General features: G+C 72.6%; 24 protein-coding genes. 15 read left to right on the forward strand and 9 right to left on the reverse strand.

All coding sequences use genetic code 11. The features are described from left to right. Positions 1-11 precede the first annotated feature (11 nt). Entirely contained in the window at positions 12-1,172 is a 1,161-nt protein-coding gene (locus tag R2740_RS06975; protein ID WP_371301960.1) for an alkaline phosphatase family protein, read from the forward strand. A 9-nt stretch (positions 1,173-1,181) separates the two neighbouring features. Here R2740_RS06975 and R2740_RS06980 read toward each other — a convergent pair whose 3' ends face one another. Both R2740_RS06980 and R2740_RS06985 read right to left on the reverse strand, forming a co-directional pair. Beyond that, positions 1,182-1,844 carry a thymidine kinase gene (locus tag R2740_RS06980; RefSeq protein ID WP_371301961.1) on the reverse strand — a complete coding sequence of 221 codons (663 nt, stop codon included), beginning with the start codon at positions 1,842-1,844 and terminating at the stop codon, positions 1,182-1,184. A 97-nt stretch (positions 1,845-1,941) separates the two neighbouring features. Next, positions 1,942-2,328 (reverse strand): hypothetical protein, encoded by a 387-nt coding sequence (locus R2740_RS06985; protein ID WP_371301962.1) that lies wholly within the window; start codon positions 2,326-2,328, stop codon positions 1,942-1,944. Positions 2,329-3,544: 1,216 nt separating this feature from the next. Here R2740_RS06985 and R2740_RS06990 point away from each other — a divergent pair. From R2740_RS06990 to R2740_RS07000, 3 genes are read left to right on the forward strand one after another with little or no spacing between them, the layout of a single operon-like run. Continuing rightward, the gene (locus R2740_RS06990) at positions 3,545-3,847 is read left to right on the forward strand and encodes a hypothetical protein (protein WP_371301963.1); all 303 of its coding nucleotides are present in this window, start codon (positions 3,545-3,547) and stop codon (positions 3,845-3,847) included. Between the two features lie 48 nt (positions 3,848-3,895). Then, the gene (locus tag R2740_RS06995) at positions 3,896-4,216 is read left to right on the forward strand and encodes a hypothetical protein (protein WP_371301964.1); all 321 of its coding nucleotides are present in this window, start codon (positions 3,896-3,898) and stop codon (positions 4,214-4,216) included. Beyond that, positions 4,213-4,407, forward strand: a complete 195-nt coding sequence (locus tag R2740_RS07000) for a hypothetical protein (RefSeq protein ID WP_371301965.1) — start codon at positions 4,213-4,215, stop codon at positions 4,405-4,407. Before R2740_RS06995 ends, R2740_RS07000 begins: the two co-directional genes overlap by 4 nt. A 90-nt stretch (positions 4,408-4,497) precedes the next feature. On the opposite strand, the gene R2740_RS07005 is transcribed toward R2740_RS07000, so the two are convergent. Next, the gene (locus R2740_RS07005) at positions 4,498-5,178 is read right to left on the reverse strand and encodes a hypothetical protein (RefSeq protein WP_371301966.1); all 681 of its coding nucleotides are present in this window, start codon (positions 5,176-5,178) and stop codon (positions 4,498-4,500) included. Here R2740_RS07005 and R2740_RS07010 point away from each other — a divergent pair. Further along, complete coding sequence (locus R2740_RS07010; RefSeq protein ID WP_371301967.1) at positions 5,177-5,989, forward strand: sulfurtransferase; 813 nt, start codon at positions 5,177-5,179, stop codon at positions 5,987-5,989. The genes R2740_RS07005 and R2740_RS07010 overlap by 2 nt on opposite strands. 24 nt (positions 5,990-6,013) lie before the next feature. On the opposite strand, the gene sepH is transcribed toward R2740_RS07010, so the two are convergent. Beyond that, positions 6,014-7,045: a septation protein SepH gene (gene sepH / locus R2740_RS07015; RefSeq protein ID WP_371301968.1), complete on the reverse strand. Its 1,032-nt coding sequence runs from the start codon at positions 7,043-7,045 to the stop codon at positions 6,014-6,016. A gap of 90 nt (positions 7,046-7,135) precedes the next feature. After that, entirely contained in the window at positions 7,136-8,305 is a 1,170-nt protein-coding gene (locus R2740_RS07020) for an MFS transporter (RefSeq protein ID WP_371301969.1), read from the reverse strand. A gap of 68 nt (positions 8,306-8,373) precedes the next feature. On the opposite strand from R2740_RS07020, the gene R2740_RS07025 reads away from it, so the two are divergent. The 3 genes from R2740_RS07025 (at position 8,374) to R2740_RS07035 (ending at position 10,747) form a co-directional block, all read left to right on the forward strand. Next, positions 8,374-9,462, forward strand: a complete 1,089-nt coding sequence (locus R2740_RS07025) for a ferrochelatase (protein ID WP_371301970.1) — start codon at positions 8,374-8,376, stop codon at positions 9,460-9,462. Next, positions 9,459-10,286 carry an inositol monophosphatase family protein gene (locus R2740_RS07030; protein WP_371301971.1) on the forward strand — a complete coding sequence of 276 codons (828 nt, stop codon included), beginning with the start codon at positions 9,459-9,461 and terminating at the stop codon, positions 10,284-10,286. The genes R2740_RS07025 and R2740_RS07030 overlap by 4 nt, the downstream gene beginning before the upstream one ends. 170 nt (positions 10,287-10,456) lie before the next feature. Beyond that, the gene (locus R2740_RS07035; RefSeq protein ID WP_371301972.1) at positions 10,457-10,747 is read left to right on the forward strand and encodes a DUF4193 domain-containing protein; all 291 of its coding nucleotides are present in this window, start codon (positions 10,457-10,459) and stop codon (positions 10,745-10,747) included. Between the two features lie 2 nt (positions 10,748-10,749). Here R2740_RS07035 and R2740_RS07040 read toward each other — a convergent pair whose 3' ends face one another. Both R2740_RS07040 and R2740_RS07045 read right to left on the reverse strand, forming a co-directional pair. Beyond that, positions 10,750-11,085 (reverse strand): DUF4235 domain-containing protein, encoded by a 336-nt coding sequence (locus R2740_RS07040; RefSeq protein WP_371301973.1) that lies wholly within the window; start codon positions 11,083-11,085, stop codon positions 10,750-10,752. A 6-nt stretch (positions 11,086-11,091) separates the two neighbouring features. Beyond that, the gene (locus R2740_RS07045; RefSeq protein ID WP_371301974.1) at positions 11,092-11,580 is read right to left on the reverse strand and encodes a DUF3093 domain-containing protein; all 489 of its coding nucleotides are present in this window, start codon (positions 11,578-11,580) and stop codon (positions 11,092-11,094) included. Positions 11,581-11,637: 57 nt separating this feature from the next. On the opposite strand from R2740_RS07045, the gene dut reads away from it, so the two are divergent. From dut to R2740_RS07065, 4 genes are read left to right on the forward strand one after another with little or no spacing between them, the layout of a single operon-like run. After that, positions 11,638-12,117 (forward strand): dUTP diphosphatase, encoded by a 480-nt coding sequence (gene dut / locus R2740_RS07050; RefSeq protein ID WP_371301975.1) that lies wholly within the window; start codon positions 11,638-11,640, stop codon positions 12,115-12,117. Further along, a complete protein-coding gene (locus R2740_RS07055; RefSeq protein WP_371301976.1) occupies positions 12,114-12,752 on the forward strand; it encodes a DUF3710 domain-containing protein in 639 nt (212 codons plus the stop codon). Before dut ends, R2740_RS07055 begins: the two co-directional genes overlap by 4 nt. A gap of 36 nt (positions 12,753-12,788) precedes the next feature. Beyond that, positions 12,789-13,151 (forward strand): OB-fold nucleic acid binding domain-containing protein, encoded by a 363-nt coding sequence (locus tag R2740_RS07060; RefSeq protein WP_371301977.1) that lies wholly within the window; start codon positions 12,789-12,791, stop codon positions 13,149-13,151. Next, positions 13,148-13,888, forward strand: coding sequence for a DUF3159 domain-containing protein (locus R2740_RS07065; RefSeq protein WP_371301978.1), 741 nt, complete (start codon positions 13,148-13,150; stop codon positions 13,886-13,888). Before R2740_RS07060 ends, R2740_RS07065 begins: the two co-directional genes overlap by 4 nt. A 22-nt stretch (positions 13,889-13,910) precedes the next feature. Here the strand turns inward: R2740_RS07065 and R2740_RS07070 are convergent, their stop codons facing one another. Next, the gene (locus tag R2740_RS07070) at positions 13,911-14,582 is read right to left on the reverse strand and encodes a TrkA family potassium uptake protein (RefSeq protein WP_371301979.1); all 672 of its coding nucleotides are present in this window, start codon (positions 14,580-14,582) and stop codon (positions 13,911-13,913) included. 1 nt (position 14,583) lies between these two features. Then, entirely contained in the window at positions 14,584-15,231 is a 648-nt protein-coding gene (locus R2740_RS07075) for a TrkA family potassium uptake protein (RefSeq protein ID WP_371301993.1), read from the reverse strand. A gap of 107 nt (positions 15,232-15,338) precedes the next feature. Between R2740_RS07075 and R2740_RS07080 the strand changes: the two genes are divergently transcribed. The 3 genes from R2740_RS07080 to acnA all read left to right on the forward strand — a co-directional run. Continuing rightward, complete coding sequence (locus R2740_RS07080; RefSeq protein ID WP_371301980.1) at positions 15,339-17,402, forward strand: APC family permease; 2,064 nt, start codon at positions 15,339-15,341, stop codon at positions 17,400-17,402. Next, entirely contained in the window at positions 17,399-18,562 is a 1,164-nt protein-coding gene (locus tag R2740_RS07085; protein ID WP_371301981.1) for a class I SAM-dependent RNA methyltransferase, read from the forward strand. Before R2740_RS07080 ends, R2740_RS07085 begins: the two co-directional genes overlap by 4 nt. A gap of 146 nt (positions 18,563-18,708) precedes the next feature. Further along, positions 18,709-20,273, forward strand: a 1,565-nt coding sequence (gene acnA, locus R2740_RS07090) for an aconitate hydratase AcnA (RefSeq protein ID WP_371301982.1), incomplete at its 3' end; no start/stop codon positions are given.

Below are 20,273 nucleotides of genomic sequence, written 5' to 3' on the forward strand. Positions count from 1 at the left end.
GGCCGCCGGAGATGACGCCGCCGGGGGAGCCCCTCGTCGAGCCCTCCTTCGTCGAGCCGGGCTACGGCGACCGGTCGCTGGGCGACGTGGTGCCCGCCGTGGCCCGCGCCCTGGGCGTGCCCGTCGACGACGCGCCGGTGGGCACCGGGTGGGCGCTGCCTCCCGCGCCGGCGTACGTCGTGTTCCTGGTCGACGGGCTGGGCAGCGAGCTGCTGCGGCGGCACGGCCACGCGGCTCCGTTCCTGAGCTCGCTGCTGGCCCGGTCGGGTCCCGGTGGTGGGGGCACGGCGGGGGTGCCGTCGACCACCTCGACGAGCCTGGCCTCGCTCGGCACCGCGCTGCCGCCCGGCGCGCACGGGCTGGTCGGCTTCACCAGCCGGGTGCCCGGCACCGACCGGCTGCTCAACGCGCTCTACTGGGACAAGCGGGTCGACCCGCGGGAGTGGCAGCCCCGGCCGACGGTCTTCGAGCGGCTGCAGGCGGCGGGGTCGACGGTGACCGTGGTCAACAAGCGGGAGTTCGCCGACTCCGGTCTGACGATCGCGGCCCATCGTGGCGGGACCTATGTCGGCGCCGACCGGGTCGGCGAGCGGATCGCCGCGGTGATCGCCGCGGCCGCCGAGCGGCCGTCGCTGACCTACGTCTACGACGGCGACCTCGACTGGACCGGCCACCGCTACGGCGTCGCGTCCAGCCACTGGCTCCAGCAGCTGGCCATGGTCGATGCGGAGGCCGAGCAGCTGCGCGAGGAGCTGCCGCCCAGCGTCCGGCTGGTCGTGGTGGCCGACCACGGCATGGTCGACTCGCCGACCGACGACCGGATCGACGTCGACGAGCACCCCGAGCTGCGCGACGGGCTGGTGCTGCTCGGCGGCGAGGCCCGGTTCCGGCATGTCTACTGTGCCGGCGGCGCGGTCGCCGATGTGGCCGCGGCCTGGCGGTCGGTGCTCGGCGCCCGGGCCACTGTCCTGACCCGGGAGGAGGCGCTGGCGCGGGGGTGGTTCGGCACGGCCACGGCCGCCGTCCTCCCTCGCCTGGGTGACCTGGTGGTGGCCTGTCACGGCACGTTCGGGGTGTTCTCGAGCGTCGACTTCGGCTACGAGATGTCGCTGGTCGGCCTGCACGGCTCCTTGACCGCCGACGAGATGAACATCCCGGTGCTGGTCTGCTGAGCCGAGGGCTCAGCCCGCCGAGCCGAACGGCAGCGGCTCGGGGGCCAGCGACACCGCCTTGGCGCGTGCCGCGGTGAGCCGTCGGCGGTGGTGCTGACGGCAGAGCACCTCGTAGGCCACGTCGGCGGGCTCCTCGTCGATGTCGTCGACGTCGCCCACGACGATCACCTCGCCCTCGACCACCATCGCGCCGTTCTCGGTGCGCGCGTTGTGGGTGGCCCGTTTGCCGCACCAGCACAGCGCCTCGACCTGCAGCGTCTGCATCCGGTCGGCCAGCTCGACCAGCCGGGCGCTGCCCGGGAAGAGCACGCTGCGGAAGTCGGTGAGGATGCCGAAGGTGAAGACGTCGATCTGGAGCTCGTCGACGATCTTGGCCAGCTGGTCGATCTGCTGCGGGGTGTAGAACTGCGCCTCGTCGCAGATGAGGTAGTCGATCCGCCCGCCCTGGGTGAGCGCGTCGACGACGTAGCGCCAGAAGTCGAAGTCGTCGGGCACCTCGATCGCGTCGTGGGTCAGCCCCAGCCGGCTGGACAGGATCGACTCTCCGGCCCGGTCGTGGGCGGTGAAGATCCGGCCGACCCGACCGCGCTGGGCGTGGTTGTGGTTGGTCTGCAGCGCCAGCGTGCTCTTGCCGGAGTCCATAGTCCCGGTGAAGAAGTGCAGTTCCGCCACGGTCGGTGATCCTCGCACATGCCGGGGACGGCTGCGGAGGTGGCGGTCGGCTCGCGACGCGCGGGCCGGTCGGGTGGCCCGCGCGTCGCGCTGGGGGTCAGGGGACGGTGACCGAGCCGCTGCAGGACGCGCCGGCGCGGGTGGCGGTGAAGGTCACGTCGTCGGCGCCCGCGTTGTCGGTGGTGAAGAAGTCCAGGTTGATGCTGTTGGACGCACCGCGGGTGGTGGCGGTCCGGGTGACCGTCTGGGTGCCGTCGGTCACCGTGACGGTCCACACCCGGCGTACCTTGCCGACGTCGTCGACCTGCACGTTGGTCTTGATCTTGCCCGGGTCGCGTGGCCCGGCCTTGAGCTTGGCCTTGATGCCGGTGGTGCAGCCGGTGGTGCCCTTGACGTCGACGTCCTTGGCCTGCGCGGGGGCGGCCAGCACGCCGACGGCGGTCAGGGACACGGCGGTCAGGGCCAGGAGTGCGGGGATCTTCATGGGGTGCTCCTCGGGGTGGTGGGGTGTGAGAAGTCCATCGGGAGTCCGGTCGCAGTCGCCATCGCACGGTGGTCCTAGGACCGACGGGCACCCGGGCAGCGTCCCGGTGGTGGAGGAGCTCGCGCCCGGTGGTGGAGGGGCTCGCGGAGCGAGCGTCTCGAAACCACGCGTCTGGCGGGCGCAGGGTCCGCTGTGGTTGCGGTGCTTGGCAGTGACGAGCGGGGGTCGCTGGTTGGTTGCTCTTGTACGGCGGCTGCCGGGTCTGCTTCGCGCTCCGGCCTGTTGCGGTGGTGGTTTCCGACCCAGGAACCGATCCGAGAATTTCTTCGATTAACCACGCGCTGGCGGCCGCCGGTCCGCTGCGGTTGGTGTGCAGTGACGACCACGGGTCGCTGGTTGGTTGCTCTTGTACGCGGCTGCCGCTCCCGCGGGCGCTCTTCCTCCACCACCGGATCGCCTCCGGTGGTTGGGAGCCGCGGAGCGAGCGTCCGAGACAGGGTCTGAGCAGGCCTGACGAGCGGGGGTCGCTGGTTGGTTGCTGTGGTGGCGGCTGCCGTCTGCTTCGCGCTGGCCTGTTGCGGTGGTGGTTTCGCAGGCGTCGGGGGCTCGACGGTTGATCGATTTTCTCGAGTTGTCTCACGAGTGGGACAAACACGGTCTGAGCAGGCTGATTGTCGGTGGCCCTGATTGGGTTGACCTAGCAGCCAGTCGCCCGTTCGCGGAGGTCCCGGTCCCGGGGTCTCCGGATCGGGTGCTGGCGACGGCCCGGGCGGCGATGCGTGCCGAGCAGGCCGCTGCGGCGGCGAAGCTGGTGGCGGCGGTGGAGTGGGCGGCGCTGCACGAGCCGACGGACACGGGGATGCGGCGTACTGGTGGGAGTCCGGCAACGTCGTGCCTCTTGCCGGTGAGGGTGCCCCAGACATCGCGGAGTACGCGGTGGCGGAGTTCGCCACCGCGCTGGGGCTGACCACCGACGCCGGTCGTCGGTTGATCGGGCGGGCGTTGGAGCTGTGCCACCGGCTGCCGGAGCTCTGAAGGCGCAGGTGCAGGCGGGTGCGGTGCCGGCGTGGCGGGCGACCTTGGTCGCCGATGCCACCCTTCCGCTCTCTCCGGCTGCGGCGGGGTTCGTGGATCGTCAGGTCGCGATCGTGGCGGGGCGGGTCTCGACGCGTCAGCTCGACCAGCTGATCCTGGAAGCGAGGATCCGCTGTGACGGGTGGAGCGGGAGGACCCCGAGAACCCGTCACCCGAGGTGGCGGACACCCGGCGGGTGGACGTGCACACCGATCAGGTGTCCTTCACCGGCACCGTCGCCGTCTCCGGTGAGCTGGACCTGGCCGACGCCCTGCATCTCGACCAGGCGCTCGCTGCCGGTGCCGAGCAGCTGAAGATCGCCGGGTCGACCGAGAGCCTCGATGCCCGCCGGGCGACCGCGTTGGGTGAGATGTCCCGGACCCAGCTCGCCCTCTCCTACGACAGTGACCCGAGGGTGCGACCGCTGGCCCGCGGCGGCCGGTGACCTTGTTCCTCCACCTGTCGGAGGCAGGCGCTCACCGGCGAAGGCCGGATGGTGGGGCGTTGTGAGAACACCTGCACCCCGATCGACGCCGACAAGATCCGGGCGTGGTGTGGCCACCCCGACGCGACGGTGACCGTGAAGCCGGTCCTGGATCTGGCGGGGCATGTGCGGGTGGATCAGTACGAGGTTCCCGACCGCCTCAAGACCCTGGTCGACCAGCGCGATGGGCACTGTGTGTTCCCGTGGTGCACCAGACCAGCCAGACGGTGCGACCACGACCACGTGGTCCCGTTCGACGAGGCCGACCCGACCGCGGGCCGACCTGCTCGTGCAACATCGCCCCACTCTGCCGGAGCCATCACCGGTTGAAGACCCACACCCCGTGGCGCTACGCCGTCATCGAACCCGGGACCTATCTCTGGTCGACCCCGCACGGCTACCGGCTCCTCGTCGACCACACCGGCACCCGCGACGTCACCCCCGCCCACCCCTCGGCCGGCGGCTGCCTCCACCTCATCGACAGCGACGACAACAGCGACCCCGACCCACCCGACCAGTAGCCACCCCGCCCCGACACCCCGCCGTCCTCGGTCCCGGCGGGGACCTCGGCACGTCGTCGACCTCGCAGCAGCATGTTCGCGGCGGGTCAGCTACGCCGGATCGCGTCGCAGCTGTCGCATCCAGGTGTTCAGGCACGGGTCGGCGGGCAGGGAGAGGCCGAAGTAGGCCACCCGCTTGTCGCGCACGATGAAGAAGTACGCCGCATCGTCGGAGGCGGGAGCCGTCATGAAGCCGTCGGTCCCCACCAGATGGGCGAACGAGTGGGTGACGGCACGGGCGCGGGAACCGCGCCGGATCCCCTGCGGCGTGTGCATCCGGTCCTGCCCGTGGATGATCGACAGCCCTCGGCCTCGGGTGAAGTAGCCGTGCGGCCCGAGGCCCGAGCCGTCGCCGTACCTGGCGAGGTAGAACGCCGTGCACCGGCCGACCGTGCGCCAGACTATCCGCCGGTCGCGAGCTCCGCTGGATGCCCAGCCAGCTCCAGAACCGTCGGGACCGAGCCTCCCCGTCGCCGCGCAGCGCGAGACGTCGTGCGACGGCTTGGCAGTGCGGGGCGGCGCGGAGGAGTCCACCACCCGGTCCGGCCCGGTCGGAGCCGCGGCGGTGCAGGCGGCCAGCAACAGCCCCACGACCATGCCCGCGGCGGTGCTCGCGCTCCGCATCTCGCCTCCCGGTGTCGACCTCGTCACCGAGGAGACGACGGCAGGCGGGGAAGAGTTGCCGCGGCGGCTCGACGTCCGGATCGGCGGCTGCGGCAGGATGAACCCCATGCCCAGCCCCCTGATCGACCCCGACGAGCTGCGCGAGCGACTGCCGGCGGTGACGGTGCTCGACGTGCGCTATCGCCTGGGGGCGCGCAACGGGCGGGCGCGGTACGCCGCGGACACATCCCGAGCGGCGTACGTCGACCTCGACAGCGACCTCGCCGACCCGCCGGGGGCGGGCGGCCGGCACCCGCTGCCGAGCCCGGACCGGTTCGTGGCGGCGATGAGCACGGCGGGTGTCCGCAACGACCGCCCGGTGGTGGTCTACGACGACTGGAGCAGTCTCGCGGCGGGACGCGCGTGGTGGCTGCTGCGGCACTACGGCCACCGTGACGTGCGGGTGCTCGACGGCGCCTGGCGCGGATGGCTGGCGGCCGGCGGGGAGACCGAGACGGGGGAGCCGAGCCGGCCGCCGGGGGACTTCTCCGGGTCGCCGGGGAGCATGCCGGTCGTCGACGCCGACCAGGTCCGCGCCGCGGGGGTGCTCATCGACGTGCGGGCTCCGGAACGCTTCCGGGGCGAGGTGGAGCCCGTCGACCCGGTGGCCGGCCACATCCCCGGCGCGGTCAACGTGCCGCTCACGGTCAACCTCGACGAGGCCGGCAGGTTCCGCGACCCGGGCGAGCTCGCCGACACCTACGCCGAGGCCGGGGCCGCCCGGGGTGCCGAGGTGACGGCGTACTGCGGCTCGGGAGTGACCGCGACGCAGGCGGTGCTGGCGCTCGAGCTCGCGGGGGTGCGCGCGGCCCTCTATCCGGGCTCCTGGTCGGGCTGGATCACCGACCCGGACAGGCCGGTGGCCACCGGGGACGTCTGAGCCGACCCCGACGCAGGCCCGGACTCAGTCGGACGAGCCGCCGCCGAACATGATCTCGTCCCAGCTCGGGACCGAGGCTCGGCCCCGGGTCTTCTTGACCTCGCGCCGCTGCGGCGGCAGGTGCTCGTCGTCCTCGGACGCGTCGACCGAGTCGTCGGCCACCGCAGAGGCTCCGTCGACGGTCGGCTCGCCGGCCGCGTCCCCGGGGTTCTGCCGGGCGAAGACGCCGTCGAGGAACGCCTCGGCGCCCTGCTCGACCCCGAGCGTGTCGGCCTCCGGCGCCGCGCGGAGCCGGGCAGCGGTCTCGGACAGGTCCTCGGTGTCGGCGTCGGCGACCAGCTCGATGGCGTCGTCACCCAGGGAGGCCTCCCGGCCGCCGCCGAGGTCGTCGCCGAGCGGCAGCTGCTCCTCGGCAGGTACGGCGGCCAGCCGGCGCGCCCGGGCGGACTGGAGGTCGTCCCGGGCCGGCGTCTCCACCGGCTCGGGCAGGTCGCCCACCAGCCAACGGGCGTCGTCGTCGTCGACCACGACGTAGTTGCCGGGAGCGTCGAAGGTGAAGTGCGCGGCGCCCTCGCGGGCCGCTGCGGGAAGGGGCACCACCAGGGTCCAGCGGCCGTCCTCACGGCGCCAGGCGTCCCAGTCGAGCGAGTCGCCCGGGACGTTGGACCGGCGGAGCTGGGCGGACACGGCCTCGCCGAGGGTGCGTGCCGCGGGCTCGCCGCCGGTGGTGCGCACCGACGCACGCTGCGCCCGCTCGGCGATGTGGGCCCGCTCGGCCAGCACCGGCCCGGCGTAGACCATCACCTTGTCCACCGTCGTCCCGGCGGCCTGGGCCACCTGCTCGGGTGACTCACCCGCCCGGATCCGGGCCTGGATGTCACGAGGACGCAGTGCGCTTTCCATCTGGATCTCCAACTGGCCGAGGCGGGTCTGGTGGCCGCGAACGGCGGCCCGGAGATCGTCGTCGGCATCGAGGCTGAACTCGTGCCCGGCGTCGTCCACCAGCAGCAGGCGTGCCTGGTCCTCGCTCATGCCCACGAGGCTGAGGTGCTCCATCCTGCGTCCGTTCTCCGGTTCCGGTTGCGCCGAGCCTACGCCAGCGGGAGCGCGGGACGGCGGTGCCGCGACGGCGCGCCGGAAGGCTCCTCAGCGCGGCGTGAGCCGGGCGGCGAGAGCGCCGGCCACGCCCGCGACCACCGGGATCAGGTAGGCCGTCGAGGCGCCCTGCGCGTCGATGACCAGGCCCGCCAGGGTGGCGCCGGGGGCGACGCCGGCCACGATCCCGGTGTGGACCAGGGCCATGCCCTCCGAGAGCCGACCGGACGGCACCGTCTGCTCGACCAGCGAGTTGGTGGCGATCAGCGACGGGGCGACCGCGAGACCACCCACGAAGAGCACCATCGCCAGGACGGCCACGGACCCGATCCAGGGCAGGGGCGCCATCGCGACGGCCAGCCCGAGGGTGGCCCAGCGGAGCCGACCGCCCGGCCCGCGCTGCCACTGGATGCTGCCGGTCACGACCCCGCCGACGAGGCTGCCGGCCGCCCAGAGGGCGAGCAGGAAGCCCGCCCACCTCTTCACCCCGGCCTCCTCGGTGAAGGCGACGGTGATCACCTCGGCCGCGCCGAGTGCCGTGCCGAGCAGCAGCGCGACCAGGGCGATCGCGGCGATCGCGCGCCACGGCATGGGCGGGCGCGGCCCGTCGTCGGCGCTACGCCGGCGGGCCGGGGGCTGGGTGGCGCGCAGCGAGGCGTAGCCGAGGGTGCCCACGAGCCCGACCACGATGGCCACCGCCAGACCCGACCACGAGCGCCAGCCGGTGGCCAGCACGGTGACGAGGATGGGTCCGACGATGAAGACCACCTCGTCGAGCACCGACTCCAGGGCGTAGGCGGTGGCGACGTCGGCCGGTCGGTGCAGACGGTGCGACCAGCGGGCGCGCACCGACGGCCCGACGGCCGGCAGCGTGGCACCGCCCAGCGCCGCGGCGGCGTAGGTCGTGACGAGCGGCCAGTCGGCCTGCACCGCGACGACCAGCAGCACCAGCGCGACGGTGTGCACCGCGATGGCGGTGGTCAGCACCCGGGCCTGCCCCCACTGGTCGAGCAGCCGGCCCTGCGGCACCGTGAGCAGCGCGTTGGAGATCAGGAACACCGCCGACACCGAGCCCGCGAGCCCGTAGGACCCGGTCACGGTCGAGATCAGCAGCACGATGCCCAGCCCGATCATCGAGATCGGCAGGCGGGCGACGAGCGCGGCTCCGCTGAAGGCGAGGGCGCCCGGCTCGCTGAGCACGCGGCGGTAGGGGGTGAGCATCGAGGCGAGCGTAGGGCTCCGCTCAGACAGCGTCCGAATCGACGAAGCGCGGCCCCTACGATGGCGGGGTGACCCCCGATCCCGCCCCCTACGACGCCGTGCTGCTCGTCTCGTTCGGGGGCCCGGAGAAGCCTGCCGACGTGGTTCCGTTCCTGGAGAACGTCACCCGGGGGCGGGGCATCCCGAAGGAGCGGCTGGCGGAGGTGGGCGAGCACTACTTCCGCCTCGGGGGGCGCTCGCCGATCAACGACCAGAACCGGGCCCTGCTGGCGGCGATCCGCGAGGACTTCGCCACCAACGGGTTGGAGGTGCCGGTCTACTGGGGCAACCGCAACTGGGACCCCTACCTCGCTGACGCGCTGGCGCAGATGCGCGACGACGGGGTGACCCGGGCCGCCTGCTTCGTGACGTCGGCCTACTCGTCGTACTCCTCGTGCCGGCAGTACCGCGAGAACCTCGCGGCGGCGGCGGCGGAGGTGCCGGGTGCGCCCCGCCTCGACAAGCTGCGCACCTACTACAACCACCCGGGCTTCGTCGGCCCCGTGGTCGACGCCGTGCTGGCCGCGATGGCCGACCTGCCCGCCGACGTCCGCGACGACGCCCGGCTGGTCTTCGTCACCCATTCGATCCCGCTGACGATGAACGCCGCCAGTGGCCCGCGTGGGGGCGCCTACGTCGCCCAGCACGAGAGCGTCGCCGCCGCCGTCGTCGACCAGGTCCGTCGCGAGGTCTCCCGCTCGGTCGACCACGACCTGGTCTACTGCTCGCGCTCCGGGCCGCCGACGGTGCCGTGGCTGGAGCCCGATGTCAACGACCACCTCGAGCAGCTCGCCGAGGCCGGCACCCGCGCCGTCGTGCTGGTCCCGGTCGGCTTCGTGTCCGACCACATGGAGGTCGTCTACGACCTCGACACCGAGGCCCTGGTCACCGCCGACAAGCTCGGCCTGGCGGCCGCCAGAGCGGCGACGCCGGGTGTCGACCCTCGCTTCGTCGCGCTGGTGCGTGAGCTGGTGCTCGAGCGGGCCGCGGCGGAGCGGGGAGAGCTGCCGGCGCGGTCCGCGGTCGGCGCGCTTCCCGCCGGACACGACCGCTGCCCGGCCGGCTGCTGCGTCAACGCGCGCGGACCCGTGCCGACGATCGGAGGAGAGGACTCGTGAGCGCCGCCCTCGCCGTCACCCCCGAGCTCCGTGAGGAGCTGCTGCGCCTCGCCCTCGACGTGGCCCGCGAGGCCGCCGAGCTGATCCGTCGCGAACGAGCCGCCGGGGTCGAGGTCGCCGCCACCAAGACCAGCCTGACCGATGTGGTCACCCGCGTCGACCACGACAGCGAGCGGCTGATCCGCGGCAGGCTGCTGGGCGCCCGACCCGGCGACGGCTTCCTCGGTGAGGAGGGCGGTCGTGACGAGAGCGACTCCGGGGTGCGTTGGGTGGTCGACCCGATCGACGGCACCGTCAACTTCCTCTACGGCCTGCCGCAGTACGCCGTGTCGATCGCCGCCGAGGTCGACGGCGTCGCGCAGGTCGGGGTGGTGCTCAACGTCCCGACGGGGGTGACCTACTGGGCCGTGCTCGGCGGCGGCGCCCATCGCGACGGCACCCCGCTGCGGGTCCGGGAGCCCGCCCCGCTCTCCCAGCGCCTGGTGATCACCGGCTTCAACTACGAGCCACCGATCCGCGCGCTGCAGGCGCAGGCGATCGCCCGGCTGCTCCCGGTGGTGCGTGACATCCGCCGCCCCGGCTCGGCGGCGCTCGACCTCTGCCACGTGGCCGAGGGCGCCGCCGACGGCTACGTCGAGGAAGGGCTCAACCCCTGGGACCACGCCGCCGGCGGGCTGGTCGCCCGCGAGGCCGGCGCCCGCACGGCGCTGATGACCGGGATCGGCGGGCTGACGCTGATGGTGTGCGCTCCCGAGCACGGGTTCGAGGAGTTCCTCGCCACGGTCACCGAGGTCGGGCTGGTGGCCGCCGACCACCCGGGCTGACCGCCCTCGGAGCGACCGCTCGGACCGGGGAATAGAACCCGCCCGCGTACCGTTGCGCGACACGTCGTGAGACCAGCGTGCGTTCCGACCCGGCATGGTGCACAATCTGGCGCCTGACGACGAGCAACCCCGTTCCCGCACGCTGACATTCCCCAGGAGCAGACACCCAGATGGCGACCGACTACGACGCACCTCGCAAGACGGACGACGACGCGTCCGAGGAGAGCATCGAAGAGCTCAAGGCGCGCCGTCACGACAAGAACTCAGGCAAGGTCGACGAGGACGAGGCGGAGGCTGCCGAGTCCTTCGAGCTGCCCGGTGCCGACCTCTCCCACGAGGAGCTGGCCGTGGAGGTGAAGCCTCGTCAGGAGGACGAGTTCACCTGCATGAGCTGCTTCCTCGTGCACCACCGCAGCCAGCTCGCCGACGAGGCCAAGCTGGTCTGCCGCGACTGCGCGTAGGCCTAGGCCTGGGCCGGCTCTGCGGAGTCGGCGTCCTGGTCGTCGGCAGCGAGCTCGGGCGGCAGCTTGCCCGTGGAGCGGGTGTAGTAGCTGGCCGCGCGGCGGGTGGCCAGCATCCGGGCCAGCCCGACGATGGTGCCGCTGACGGCGGCCCAGAGCACGGCCTCCCACAGGTCGACGTCGGGGTCGGCCGGGTTGGCCGGCGGGTTCTTGCCGGTGGCGGCCCGCCACGAGGTGGTGAGGACCTTCTTCGCCGCGGCCGCGGCGAGGAGCGCCGAGCCGAGCGAGAAGGCCGACCAGATCTTCGAGCTGTTGCCCTTCGAGCCGTTGCCCGCCATCAGTCCTCAGTCCTCCCCGGTGAGCTGTCTGGTCGCGAGCCTACCGGTGGCCGCGTCCAGCGCCGAGGCCAGCGCCCGCGGATGCCGGGTGCTCAGCAGCCAGTACGGCGTCGGGTCGGCCGCGTCGGCCACGTCCACCCGCACCGCCGTCTTCACGAAGGGGCGCAGCACGAGGTAGGCCCGAGCGTCCGCCTGGACCCCGGCCTGCCGACGCGTGGCCTCGGCGTCCAGGGGAGTGGCCTCGCCGAGCAGCGTGGTCTCGATGGCGGCCCGTCCCGCGCGCAGCATCCCGTCGCCGACCTCGATGCGCGCGCCGCCGTAGCCCAGCAGGAACGCGGCCATCAGGGCCAGCCCGACCGCCGCGACGGCCAGGGCGCCGGAGGTCGGCATCGCGACGGCCGCGGCCAGCCATGCGCTGGCGACGAGCATGGTGCCCTGGACCCACCAGCGCAGGGGTGCGTGCAGCCGCTCCTGGTAGCGCGCGCCGTCATCCACCCGCCGAAGCCTAGTGCGCCTGCTCGCAGCCACCGGGGGCCGGTAGGGTCGGGCGCCGTGACGGACCTCGAGATCGCGCTGCTCCGGCTCGACCCGGGGCTGCCGGTGCCGGCGTACGCCCATCCCGGCGACGCCGGCGCCGACCTGATGACCGCGGTCGACGTCGACCTGGCGCCGGGGGAGCGGGCACTGGTGCCGACCGGCGTCGCGATCGCGCTCCCGGAGGGCTTCGTCGCGCTGGTGCACCCACGGTCCGGGTTGGCCGCCCGCCACGGGGTCTCGATCGTGAACACCCCCGGCACCGTCGATGCGGGCTACCGAGGTGAGATCAAGGTGCTCCTGGTCAACCTCGACCCCCGCGAGCCGGTGACGATGCGCCGCGGCGACCGCGTCGCCCAGCTGGTCGTGCAGCGCGTCGAGCGCGCCCGGTTCGTCGAGGTCGGTGAGCTTCCGGCCTCGCCGCGTGGTGCCGGGGGATACGGTTCTACCGGCGGGTTCGGCCGCCGTGATGAGGACAGTCAGGAGAGTGTCGGGTGAGGTTCCGCCGCAAGAAGGACGCGGTCGACGAGACGCCGGTCGACGAGGCGGGCGAGCAGCCGGTCGCGGACGCGGCGGACGACGATCCCCGCGCCGCCGGGCCCTACGACGTCTCCGAGGTCGACGACGACGTCGAGCGGGTCGACCTGGGCTCCCTGCTGATCACCCCCGAGGACGAGCGCGAGGTGCGGCTCCAGGTCGACGAGGCCACCGACGCCGTGCAGTCGGTGCTGATCGCCGGTCCCGACGGGGCCGTAGAGTTCCGGGCCTTCGCGGCGCCGCGCCACGGTGACATGTGGAGCCAGGCGCGACCCCAGATCCAGGCCGACGCGGCGCAACGCGGTGGCACCGCCACCGAGCGCGAGGGCCGCTTCGGCATCGAGCTGATGCTGCAGCAGCAGGTGCAGATGCCCGACGGCAGCCCCGGCGTCCAGCCCAGCCGCGTCGTCGGCATCAACGGGCCGCGGTGGTTCCTGCGGGCGACGTTCCTGGGCAAGCCGGCGGTCGATCCCGACGACGCCACCGCCTGGGACGACACGCTCGCCGCGGTGGTCGTCAACCGCGGCGGCGACGCGATGCCCCCCGGTGACCCGCTGCCGCTGACCCTCCCGGCGTCCGCCCGCCGGCAGTCCTGAGCAGCGCGACCGGTCACCCCGGCTACCCTTGCCGCCATGCCTGAGAAGAGCCGGCTGCGGCGGCGGCTGACGTCGTGGGCGAGCAGCTCCGACCAGCACGCCCGCGACCTGCGCCGGGAGTTCCAGGAGAGCGGCGTCGTGGACATCGCCTCGGCCCCCGACCGCGAGCCGGTGCGGCTGCGCGGCACGCTGCGCACGGTCACCCTGCGTCCGCGAGGCGGGGTGCCGGCGCTCGAGGCCGAGCTCTTCGACGGGTCGGGCGTGCTGACGGTGCTGTGGCTCGGCCGTCGCCGGATCGCCGGCATCGCCCCGGGCCGGGTGATCCAGGTGACCGGACGGATCGGCGTCCACGACGGCACCCGGATCATGTTCAACCCTCGCTACGAGCTGATGCCGTGACGCAGGAGCCACCCTCGGAGGACGCGAGCCACCCTCTCGACGTCGACACCGTCGAGGCGCTCGTACGCCGGCAGCTGGCCGAGGCTCTCGGGGGGCGCCGCGGCATGCTCGAGGCGGCCGGCCCGACGCTCCTGTTCACGGCCGTCTGGCTGACGACCAAGGACCTGCGCCTGGCGTTGACGACCAGCGCGGCGCTCGCCGTCGGGCTGCTGCTGATGCGGCTGGCCCAGCGGGGGACCACCCAGTACGTCTTCAACGCGGTCTTCGGGATCGGGCTCGGCTGGCTGTTCGTCTACCTCGCGGGCCGCTCCGGCGGCACCGCCGACGAGCAGGCGCTGGCGTTCTTCCTGCCCGGTCTGATCTGGAGCGGCGCCTACTCCATCGCCATCGCCGCCAGCTGCGTGACGCGGTGGCCGCTGATCGGCTTCATGCTCGGCAACGTCACGGGGGACCCGCTCGGCTGGCACCACGACCCGCAGGTGGTCCGGCTGTGCACCCGGCTCACCTGGGTGCTCGGCATGCCCGGCATCGTCGGAGTGCTGCTCCAGGGTCCGGTGTGGCTGGCCGGCTGGTCCGGCGCGGTGTCGGCCGACGCCGCGGTGCTGATGCTCAGCGCCCTGCGCTACGGCCTCGGCTGGCCGCTGCGGCTGTCCGCGCTGGCGATGATGGGCTGGCTGCTGGGCCGCAACCACACGCCGTTGCAGCCGGCCCCCGAGGCGCCGGCAGCCGAGGAGTGAGCCGCGGCCCGGGGGTGCCGGGTCAGCCGGGGTGCAGGCCGGGCGCCAGCAGCCGCTCGAGCTCGGGCTCGACCGACGCGGGGGTGACGAACAGCAGCTCGTCGCCGGCCTCGATCGGCTGCTCCCGCTCGGGGAGGTAGACCTGGCCGTCGCGCAGGATGGTCACCAGCGCGCAGTTGTCGGGGAACGGGATCAGCCCGCACGGCTGGCCGACGTAGGGCGAGTCGTCGGGCAGCGTCATCTCCACGAGGTTGGCGTTGCCCTTGCGGAACGTGAACAGCCGCACCAGGTCGCCGACGGTGACCGCCTCCTCGACCAGGGCGGACATGATCCGCGGGGTCGACACGTTGACGTCGACGCCCCAGGCCTCGGTGAACAGCCACTCGTTGTTGGGGTGGTTGACCCGACCCACGGTGCGGGGCACCCCGAACTCGGTCTTGGCGAGCAGCGAGGTGACCAGGTTGGCCTTGTCGTCACCGGTGGCGGCGATCACGACGTCGCACTTGTCGAGCCGGGCCTCCTCCAGCGACGACAGCTCGCAGGAGTCGGCCAGCAGCCACTCGGCGTCGGGCACCCGCTCGGGCTTGATCGAGCTGGGCTCCTTGTCGATGAGCAGCACCTCATGGCCGTTCTGGATCAGCTCGCGGGCGATGGAACGTCCCACGGCGCCGGCACCGGCGATCGCGACGCGCATGTCACTGCTCCTCGGGGCCGCGGGCGAAGACGACGTAGGCCTGCGAGGCGTTCTCCTCGCGCATCACCAGGTGCAGCAGGTCGCCCTCCTGCAGCACCGACTCGCGGTTGGGCAGCATGCCCTCGCCGAGGCGGTCGATCCACGCGATCCGGCTGCGGGACTGCTCCTGCAGGTGGATGGTGCGGTGGCCGATCCACTTCTCCGGCACCGGCACCTGGTCGACCCGGATCGTGCCCGACGGGTCGCGGAAGTCCGGCTCGGCGCCGATGGGCAGCAGCCGGCGCAGGATCTGGTCGGCGGTCCACTTGACCGTGGCCACGGTGGTGATGCCCAGCCGCTGGTAGACCTCCGCACGACCCGGGTCGTAGATCCGCGCCACGACCTGCTGGATGCCGAAGGTCTCCCGGGCGACCCGCGCGGCGATGATGTTGGAGTTGTCACCGCTGGAGACGGCCGCGAAGGCATCGGCGCGGCGGATGCCGGCCTTCTCCAGCACCGCCTGGTCGAAGCCGTAGCCGGTGACCTTGTCGCCGTTGAACGCGGGGCCCAGCCGGCGGAACGAGTCGGGGTCGCTGTCGATCACCGAGACGGTGTGGTTGCGGTCCTCCAGGCTCCGGGCGAGCGTGGAGCCGACCCGGCCGCAGCCCATGATCACGACGTGCACGAGTGAAACGGTATCCCAGCCGGAGCCGCGGCGCGCGCAGTGTGGTTCCGTGACTCGGACAGCGGGCGTCGCGTCGACTAGCCTTGCCGGTCGTGGGCATCGGCGACGTCTCCAAGCGGATCCTCCTCGGCCGCAAGCTGCGCAGCAGCCAGCTGGGAGAGACGCTGCTTCCCAAGCGCATCGCGCTCCCGGTCTTCGCCAGCGACGCGCTCTCGTCGGTGGCCTACGCACCCGACGAGATCTTCATCATGCTGTCGATCGCGGGCGCGTCGTTCTACATCTGGTCCTGGAAGATCGGCATCGCCGTCGCGCTGGTCATGACCGCCGTCGTGGCGTCGTACCGCCAGACGGTGCACGCCTACCCGAGCGGGGGCGGCGACTACGAGGTCGCCACGGTCAACCTCGGGAAGACGGCGGGCACCACGGTGGCCAGCGCCCTGCTCGTCGACTACGTGCTCACCGTGGCGGTGTCGATCTCGTCGGCTGCCCAGTACGCCGGCTCGGCGGTGCCCTGGATCCACGACCACCGTGCGACCGCCGCGTCGCTGATGGTCGTGCTGCTGATGTCGATGAACCTGCGTGGCATCCGGGAGTCGGGCACCTTCTTCGCCGTCCCGACCTATGCGTTCATGGTCGCGATCCTCGCCATGTGCGGCTACGGCCTGGTCCGGCTGCTCGCCGGCACCCTGCCCCAGGTCGAGAGTGCCGACCTGACCATCGAGCCGCAGGCGGGCTACGAGGGGACGCTGGCCACGGTCGCGCTGCTGTTCCTGCTGGCCCGGGCGTTCTCCAGCGGCTGTGCCGCGCTGACCGGCGTCGAGGCGATCTCCAACGGCGTGCCCGCCTTCAAGAAGCCCAAGAGCAAGAACGCCGCCACCACGCTGCTGCTGCTGGGCATGATCGCGATCACGATGATGATGAGCGTCATCGTCCTCGGCTACCAGATGGGGCTGCGCGTCGTCGACCCGCACGAGGTCGAGCGGCTCTACCGCGACGGCGTGGCCCTCGACCCCAACACCTACGACCAGAACGCCGCGATCGCGCAGATCGCCAAGGCGGTGTTCGACCACTTCTCGCCCGGCTTCTATGCCGTCGTGATCGTCACCGGGGTGATCCTGGTGCTGGCGGCCAACACGGCCTTCAACGGGTTCCCGGTGCTCGGCTCGATCCTCGCCAGCGACGGCTACGCCCCGCGCGCGCTGGGGTCGCGGGGCGACCGGCTGGCCTACTCCAACGGCATCGTCTTCCTGGCCGTGATGGCGATCATCCTGATCCAGGTCTTCAACGCGGAGACGACGCGGCTGATCCAGCTCTACATCGTCGGCGTCTTCGTGTCGTTCAACCTCAGCCAGCTGGGCATGATCCGGCACTGGACGCGCCACCTGCGCACCGAGACCGACCCGGGGGAGCGCCGCCGGATGATGCGGTCGCGGGTCATCAACGCGATCGGGCTGGGCTTCACGTCCGTGGTGCTGGTGATCGTGCTGATCACCAAGTTCCTCGCGGGCGCCTGGATCACCATCCTGGCGATGGCGGTGTTCTTCATGATCATGCGCGCGATCCGCCGCCACTACGACCTCGTCGAGGACGAGCTGGCGGCCGACGAGCAGGACAAGGTGCTGCCGACCCGGGTGCACGCGATGGTGCTCACCTCCAAGCTCCACAAGCCGACCCTGCGGGCCCTGGCGTTCGCCAAGGCGGCCCGGCCGAACATGCTCGAGGCGGTCTACGTCAGCACCGACCAGGAGGCGACCGACCGGCTGCTGGAGGAGTGGGACCGGCGCCGCATCGACATCCCGCTCAAGATCCTGCACTCGCCCTACCGCGAGGTCGTCAAGCCGATCGTCGACTACGCCCTGGAGATCCGGAAGGGCAACCCACGCGGCGTGGTGGCGGTCTACATCCCCGAGTACGTCGTCGGGCGCTGGTGGGAGCAGCTGCTGCACAACCAGACCGCCCTGCGCCTGAAGGCCAGGCTGCTGTTCTGCCCCGGCGTGATGATGATCTCGGTGCCCTACCAGCTGCGGTCCTCCCAGGCCGCGGTCGAGCGCGAGGACCGCGGGCACCGGCGCGCGCACGCCGGTGACCTGCGCAGCGGCCGGGTGGTCCGGGCGGACTCCGACGCCCAGGTCCCGTTCGACAGCAGGCAGGATTGACCCCGCCCCGACGACGCGGCCAGGCTCGGCCCCGGCGACAGCGCGGGGACTCCCTGGTCGGGGAGCGTTTCGAGGTGGAGGTGACCGCGTTCGCCCACGGCGGCGCCGGTGTCGCCCGGGTCGCGGAGCGGGGCGGGCGCGTGGTCTTCGTGCGGCACGCCCTCCCGGGCGAGCGGGTGGTCGTCGAGATCACCGAGGGCAGCGCGGGCGACCGGTTCTGGCGGGGCGACGCCATCGAGGTGCTGACCCCCTCGCCGGACCGGGTGCCGGCGCCGTGCCCGGTGGCCGGGCCTGGGGGCTGCGGCGGCTGTGACCTGCAGCATGTCGCGCTGCCGCGGCAGCGCGCCCTCAAGGCCGAGGTGGTCACCGAGCAGCTGGAGCGCCTGGCCGGCACCCGCCGACCGGTGGTCGTCGAGGCGGTCCCCGGTGACGACGAGGGCCTGCGATGGCGCACCCGGGTGCGTTTCGCCACCACTCCCGAGGGCGAGCGGGGGATGCGGCGACATCGGTCGCACGAGGTCGTCCCGATCGACGACTGCCTGATCGCCCGCGAGGACGCGCGCGAGCCCGGCGGTCCCTCGGTGCGAGAGACCGTCACGGTGGGGTCGACGGAGGCGAGCTTCACGGTGGCCGGCGACGGCTTCTGGCAGGTGCACCCGGGCGCACCGTCGGCGCTGGTGGCCGCCGTGCTCGAGGCGCTGCGTCCCGCCGCCGGGGAGCGACTGCTCGACCTGTACGCCGGCGTCGGGCTCTTCGCGCGCTTCGTGGGCGAGCAGCTCGGGGCAGCCGGGGCGGTCACCGCGGTCGAGGGTGACGCGACGGCGGCGAGCCATGCCGCCGCCAACCTGGCCGGCCTGTCCGCGCCGGTCGAGGTGGTGACCGGGGGAGTGGGCACCGTGCTGGCGGACCGGGCTGCCGACCCGGTCGACCTGGTGGTGCTCGACCCGCCGCGCGAGGGCGCCCGCCGACCCGTCGTGGAGCAGGTGGTCGCCAGACGACCACGGGCCGTGGCCTACGTCGCCTGCGACCCGGCCGCGCTGGCCCGGGACGTCGCGACGTTCGCGGAGCTGGGCTACGACCTGGCCGGGCTCCGGGCCTTCGACCTGTTCCCGATGACGCACCACGTGGAGTGTGTGGCCACCCTGCTGCCGCGCCAGTGAGGGCCACGGTGGGCCGCGGGGCGTGCTGGCCATAGTGCCTTGATATCGTGTATCTTGATATCAAGAGATCTACCCGCCTTCCGGTCACGCCCGTGACGACGGCAAGATGGGACGGACGACCGCGAGCAACAAGGATGGGTGGACGGATGACCAGTCAGGACAGCTTCGGGGCCAAGGGGACGCTGGAGGTCGGCGCCGCGTCGTACGAGATCTACCGGCTGTCCGCCGTGGCCGGCGACGGCCTCGACGTCGCATCGCTGCCGTTCTCCCTCAAGGTGCTGCTGGAGAACCTGCTGCGCACCGAGGACGGCGCCGACATCACCGCCGACGACATCCGCGCGCTGGCCGGCTGGGACGAGACCGCCGCGCCCGACAAGGAGATCCAGTTCACCCCGGCCCGGGTGATCATGCAGGACTTCACCGGCGTCCCGTGCGTCGTCGACCTCGCCACCATGCGCGAGGCGATGGCCGACCTCGGCGGCGACCCCTCGAAGATCAACCCGCTCGCGCCCGCCGAGATGGTCATCGACCACTCCGTGATCGCCGACGTGTTCGGCAGCCCCGAGGCGTTCGAGCGCAACGTCGAGATCGAGTACGAGCGCAACCGCGAGCGCTACCAGTTCCTGCGCTGGGGCCAGGGCGCCTTCGACGACTTCAAGGTCGTCCCGCCCGGCACCGGCATCGTCCACCAGGTCAACATCGAGCATCTCGCCCGGGTGGTGTTCACCCGGGAGGGCGCCGACGGCACCGTCGTCGCCTATCCCGACACCTGTGTCGGCACCGACTCCCACACCACGATGGTCAACGGCATCGGCGTGGTCGGCTGGGGCGTCGGCGGCATCGAGGCGGAGGCCGCGATGCTCGGCCAGCCGGTGTCGATGCTGATCCCGCGGGTGGTCGGCTTCAAGCTGTCCGGCTCGCTGCCCGAGGGCTCCACCGCCACCGACCTGGTGCTCACCATCACCGAGATGCTGCGCCAGCACGGCGTGGTCGGCAAGTTCGTGGAGTTCTACGGCGAGGGTGTCTCGGCGCTGCCGCTGGCCAACCGCGCCACGATCGGCAACATGAGCCCGGAGTTCGGGTCCACGATCGCGGTCTTCCCCGTCGACGACGAGACGATCAGCTATCTGCGGCTCACCGGCCGCACCGACGAGCAGCTCGCCCTGGTCGAGGCCTACGCCAAGGAGCAGGGTCTCTGGCACGACCCGACGGCGGAGCCTCGCTACTCCGAGCGGCTCGAGCTCGACCTGGCCTCGGTCGTCCCGTCGCTGGCCGGCCCGAAGCGGCCGCAGGACCGCGTCCCGCTGTCCGAGGCGGCCACCGCGTTCGCCGGCGAGCTGCCGTCGTACGCCGGCGACGTCGACGCCACCGTGCCCGTGACGCTGCCCGACGGCACCTCCTTCGAGCTCGGCAACGGCGCCGTCACGATCGCCGCGATCACCTCGTGCACCAACACCTCCAACCCGTCGGTGATGATCGGCGCCGCGCTGCTGGCCAAGAACGCCGTGGAGCGCGGCCTGCAGCGCAAGCCGTGGGTGAAGACCACGCTGGCCCCGGGGTCGAAGGTCGTCTCCGACTACTACGAGCGCGCCGGCCTGACCCCCTACCTCGACAAGCTCGGGTTCAACCTCGTCGGCTACGGCTGCACCACCTGCATCGGCAACTCCGGGCCGCTCATCCCCGAGGTGTCCGCGGCCGTGCAGGAGGGCGA

The sequence above is a fragment of the Nocardioides sp. genome, assembly GCF_041393715.1.
GTDB lineage: Bacteria > Actinomycetota > Actinomycetes > Propionibacteriales > Nocardioidaceae > Nocardioides.

What these genes read in the sequence shown, in the direction of transcription:
- R2740_RS06975 (WP_371301960.1), top strand. Translation starts at nt 12, where the DNA reads ATGACGCCGCCGGGGGAGCCCCTCGTCGAGCCCTCCTTCGTCGAGCCG.
- R2740_RS06985 (WP_371301962.1), bottom strand. Translation starts at nt 2,328, where the DNA reads ATGAAGATCCCCGCACTCCTGGCCCTGACCGCCGTGTCCCTGACCGCC.
- R2740_RS06995 (WP_371301964.1), top strand. Translation starts at nt 3,896, where the DNA reads ATGGTGGGGCGTTGTGAGAACACCTGCACCCCGATCGACGCCGACAAG.
- R2740_RS07010 (WP_371301967.1), top strand. Translation starts at nt 5,177, where the DNA reads ATGCCCAGCCCCCTGATCGACCCCGACGAGCTGCGCGAGCGACTGCCG.
- R2740_RS07005 (WP_371301966.1), bottom strand. Translation starts at nt 5,178, where the DNA reads ATGGGGTTCATCCTGCCGCAGCCGCCGATCCGGACGTCGAGCCGCCGC.
- sepH (WP_371301968.1), bottom strand. Translation starts at nt 7,045, where the DNA reads ATGGAGCACCTCAGCCTCGTGGGCATGAGCGAGGACCAGGCACGCCTG.
- R2740_RS07020 (WP_371301969.1), bottom strand. Translation starts at nt 8,305, where the DNA reads ATGCTCACCCCCTACCGCCGCGTGCTCAGCGAGCCGGGCGCCCTCGCC.
- R2740_RS07035 (WP_371301972.1), top strand. Translation starts at nt 10,457, where the DNA reads ATGGCGACCGACTACGACGCACCTCGCAAGACGGACGACGACGCGTCC.
- R2740_RS07040 (WP_371301973.1), bottom strand. Translation starts at nt 11,085, where the DNA reads ATGGCGGGCAACGGCTCGAAGGGCAACAGCTCGAAGATCTGGTCGGCC.
- R2740_RS07060 (WP_371301977.1), top strand. Translation starts at nt 12,789, where the DNA reads ATGCCTGAGAAGAGCCGGCTGCGGCGGCGGCTGACGTCGTGGGCGAGC.
- R2740_RS07070 (WP_371301979.1), bottom strand. Translation starts at nt 14,582, where the DNA reads ATGCGCGTCGCGATCGCCGGTGCCGGCGCCGTGGGACGTTCCATCGCC.
- R2740_RS07075 (WP_371301993.1), bottom strand. Translation starts at nt 15,231, where the DNA reads ATGGGCTGCGGCCGGGTCGGCTCCACGCTCGCCCGGAGCCTGGAGGAC.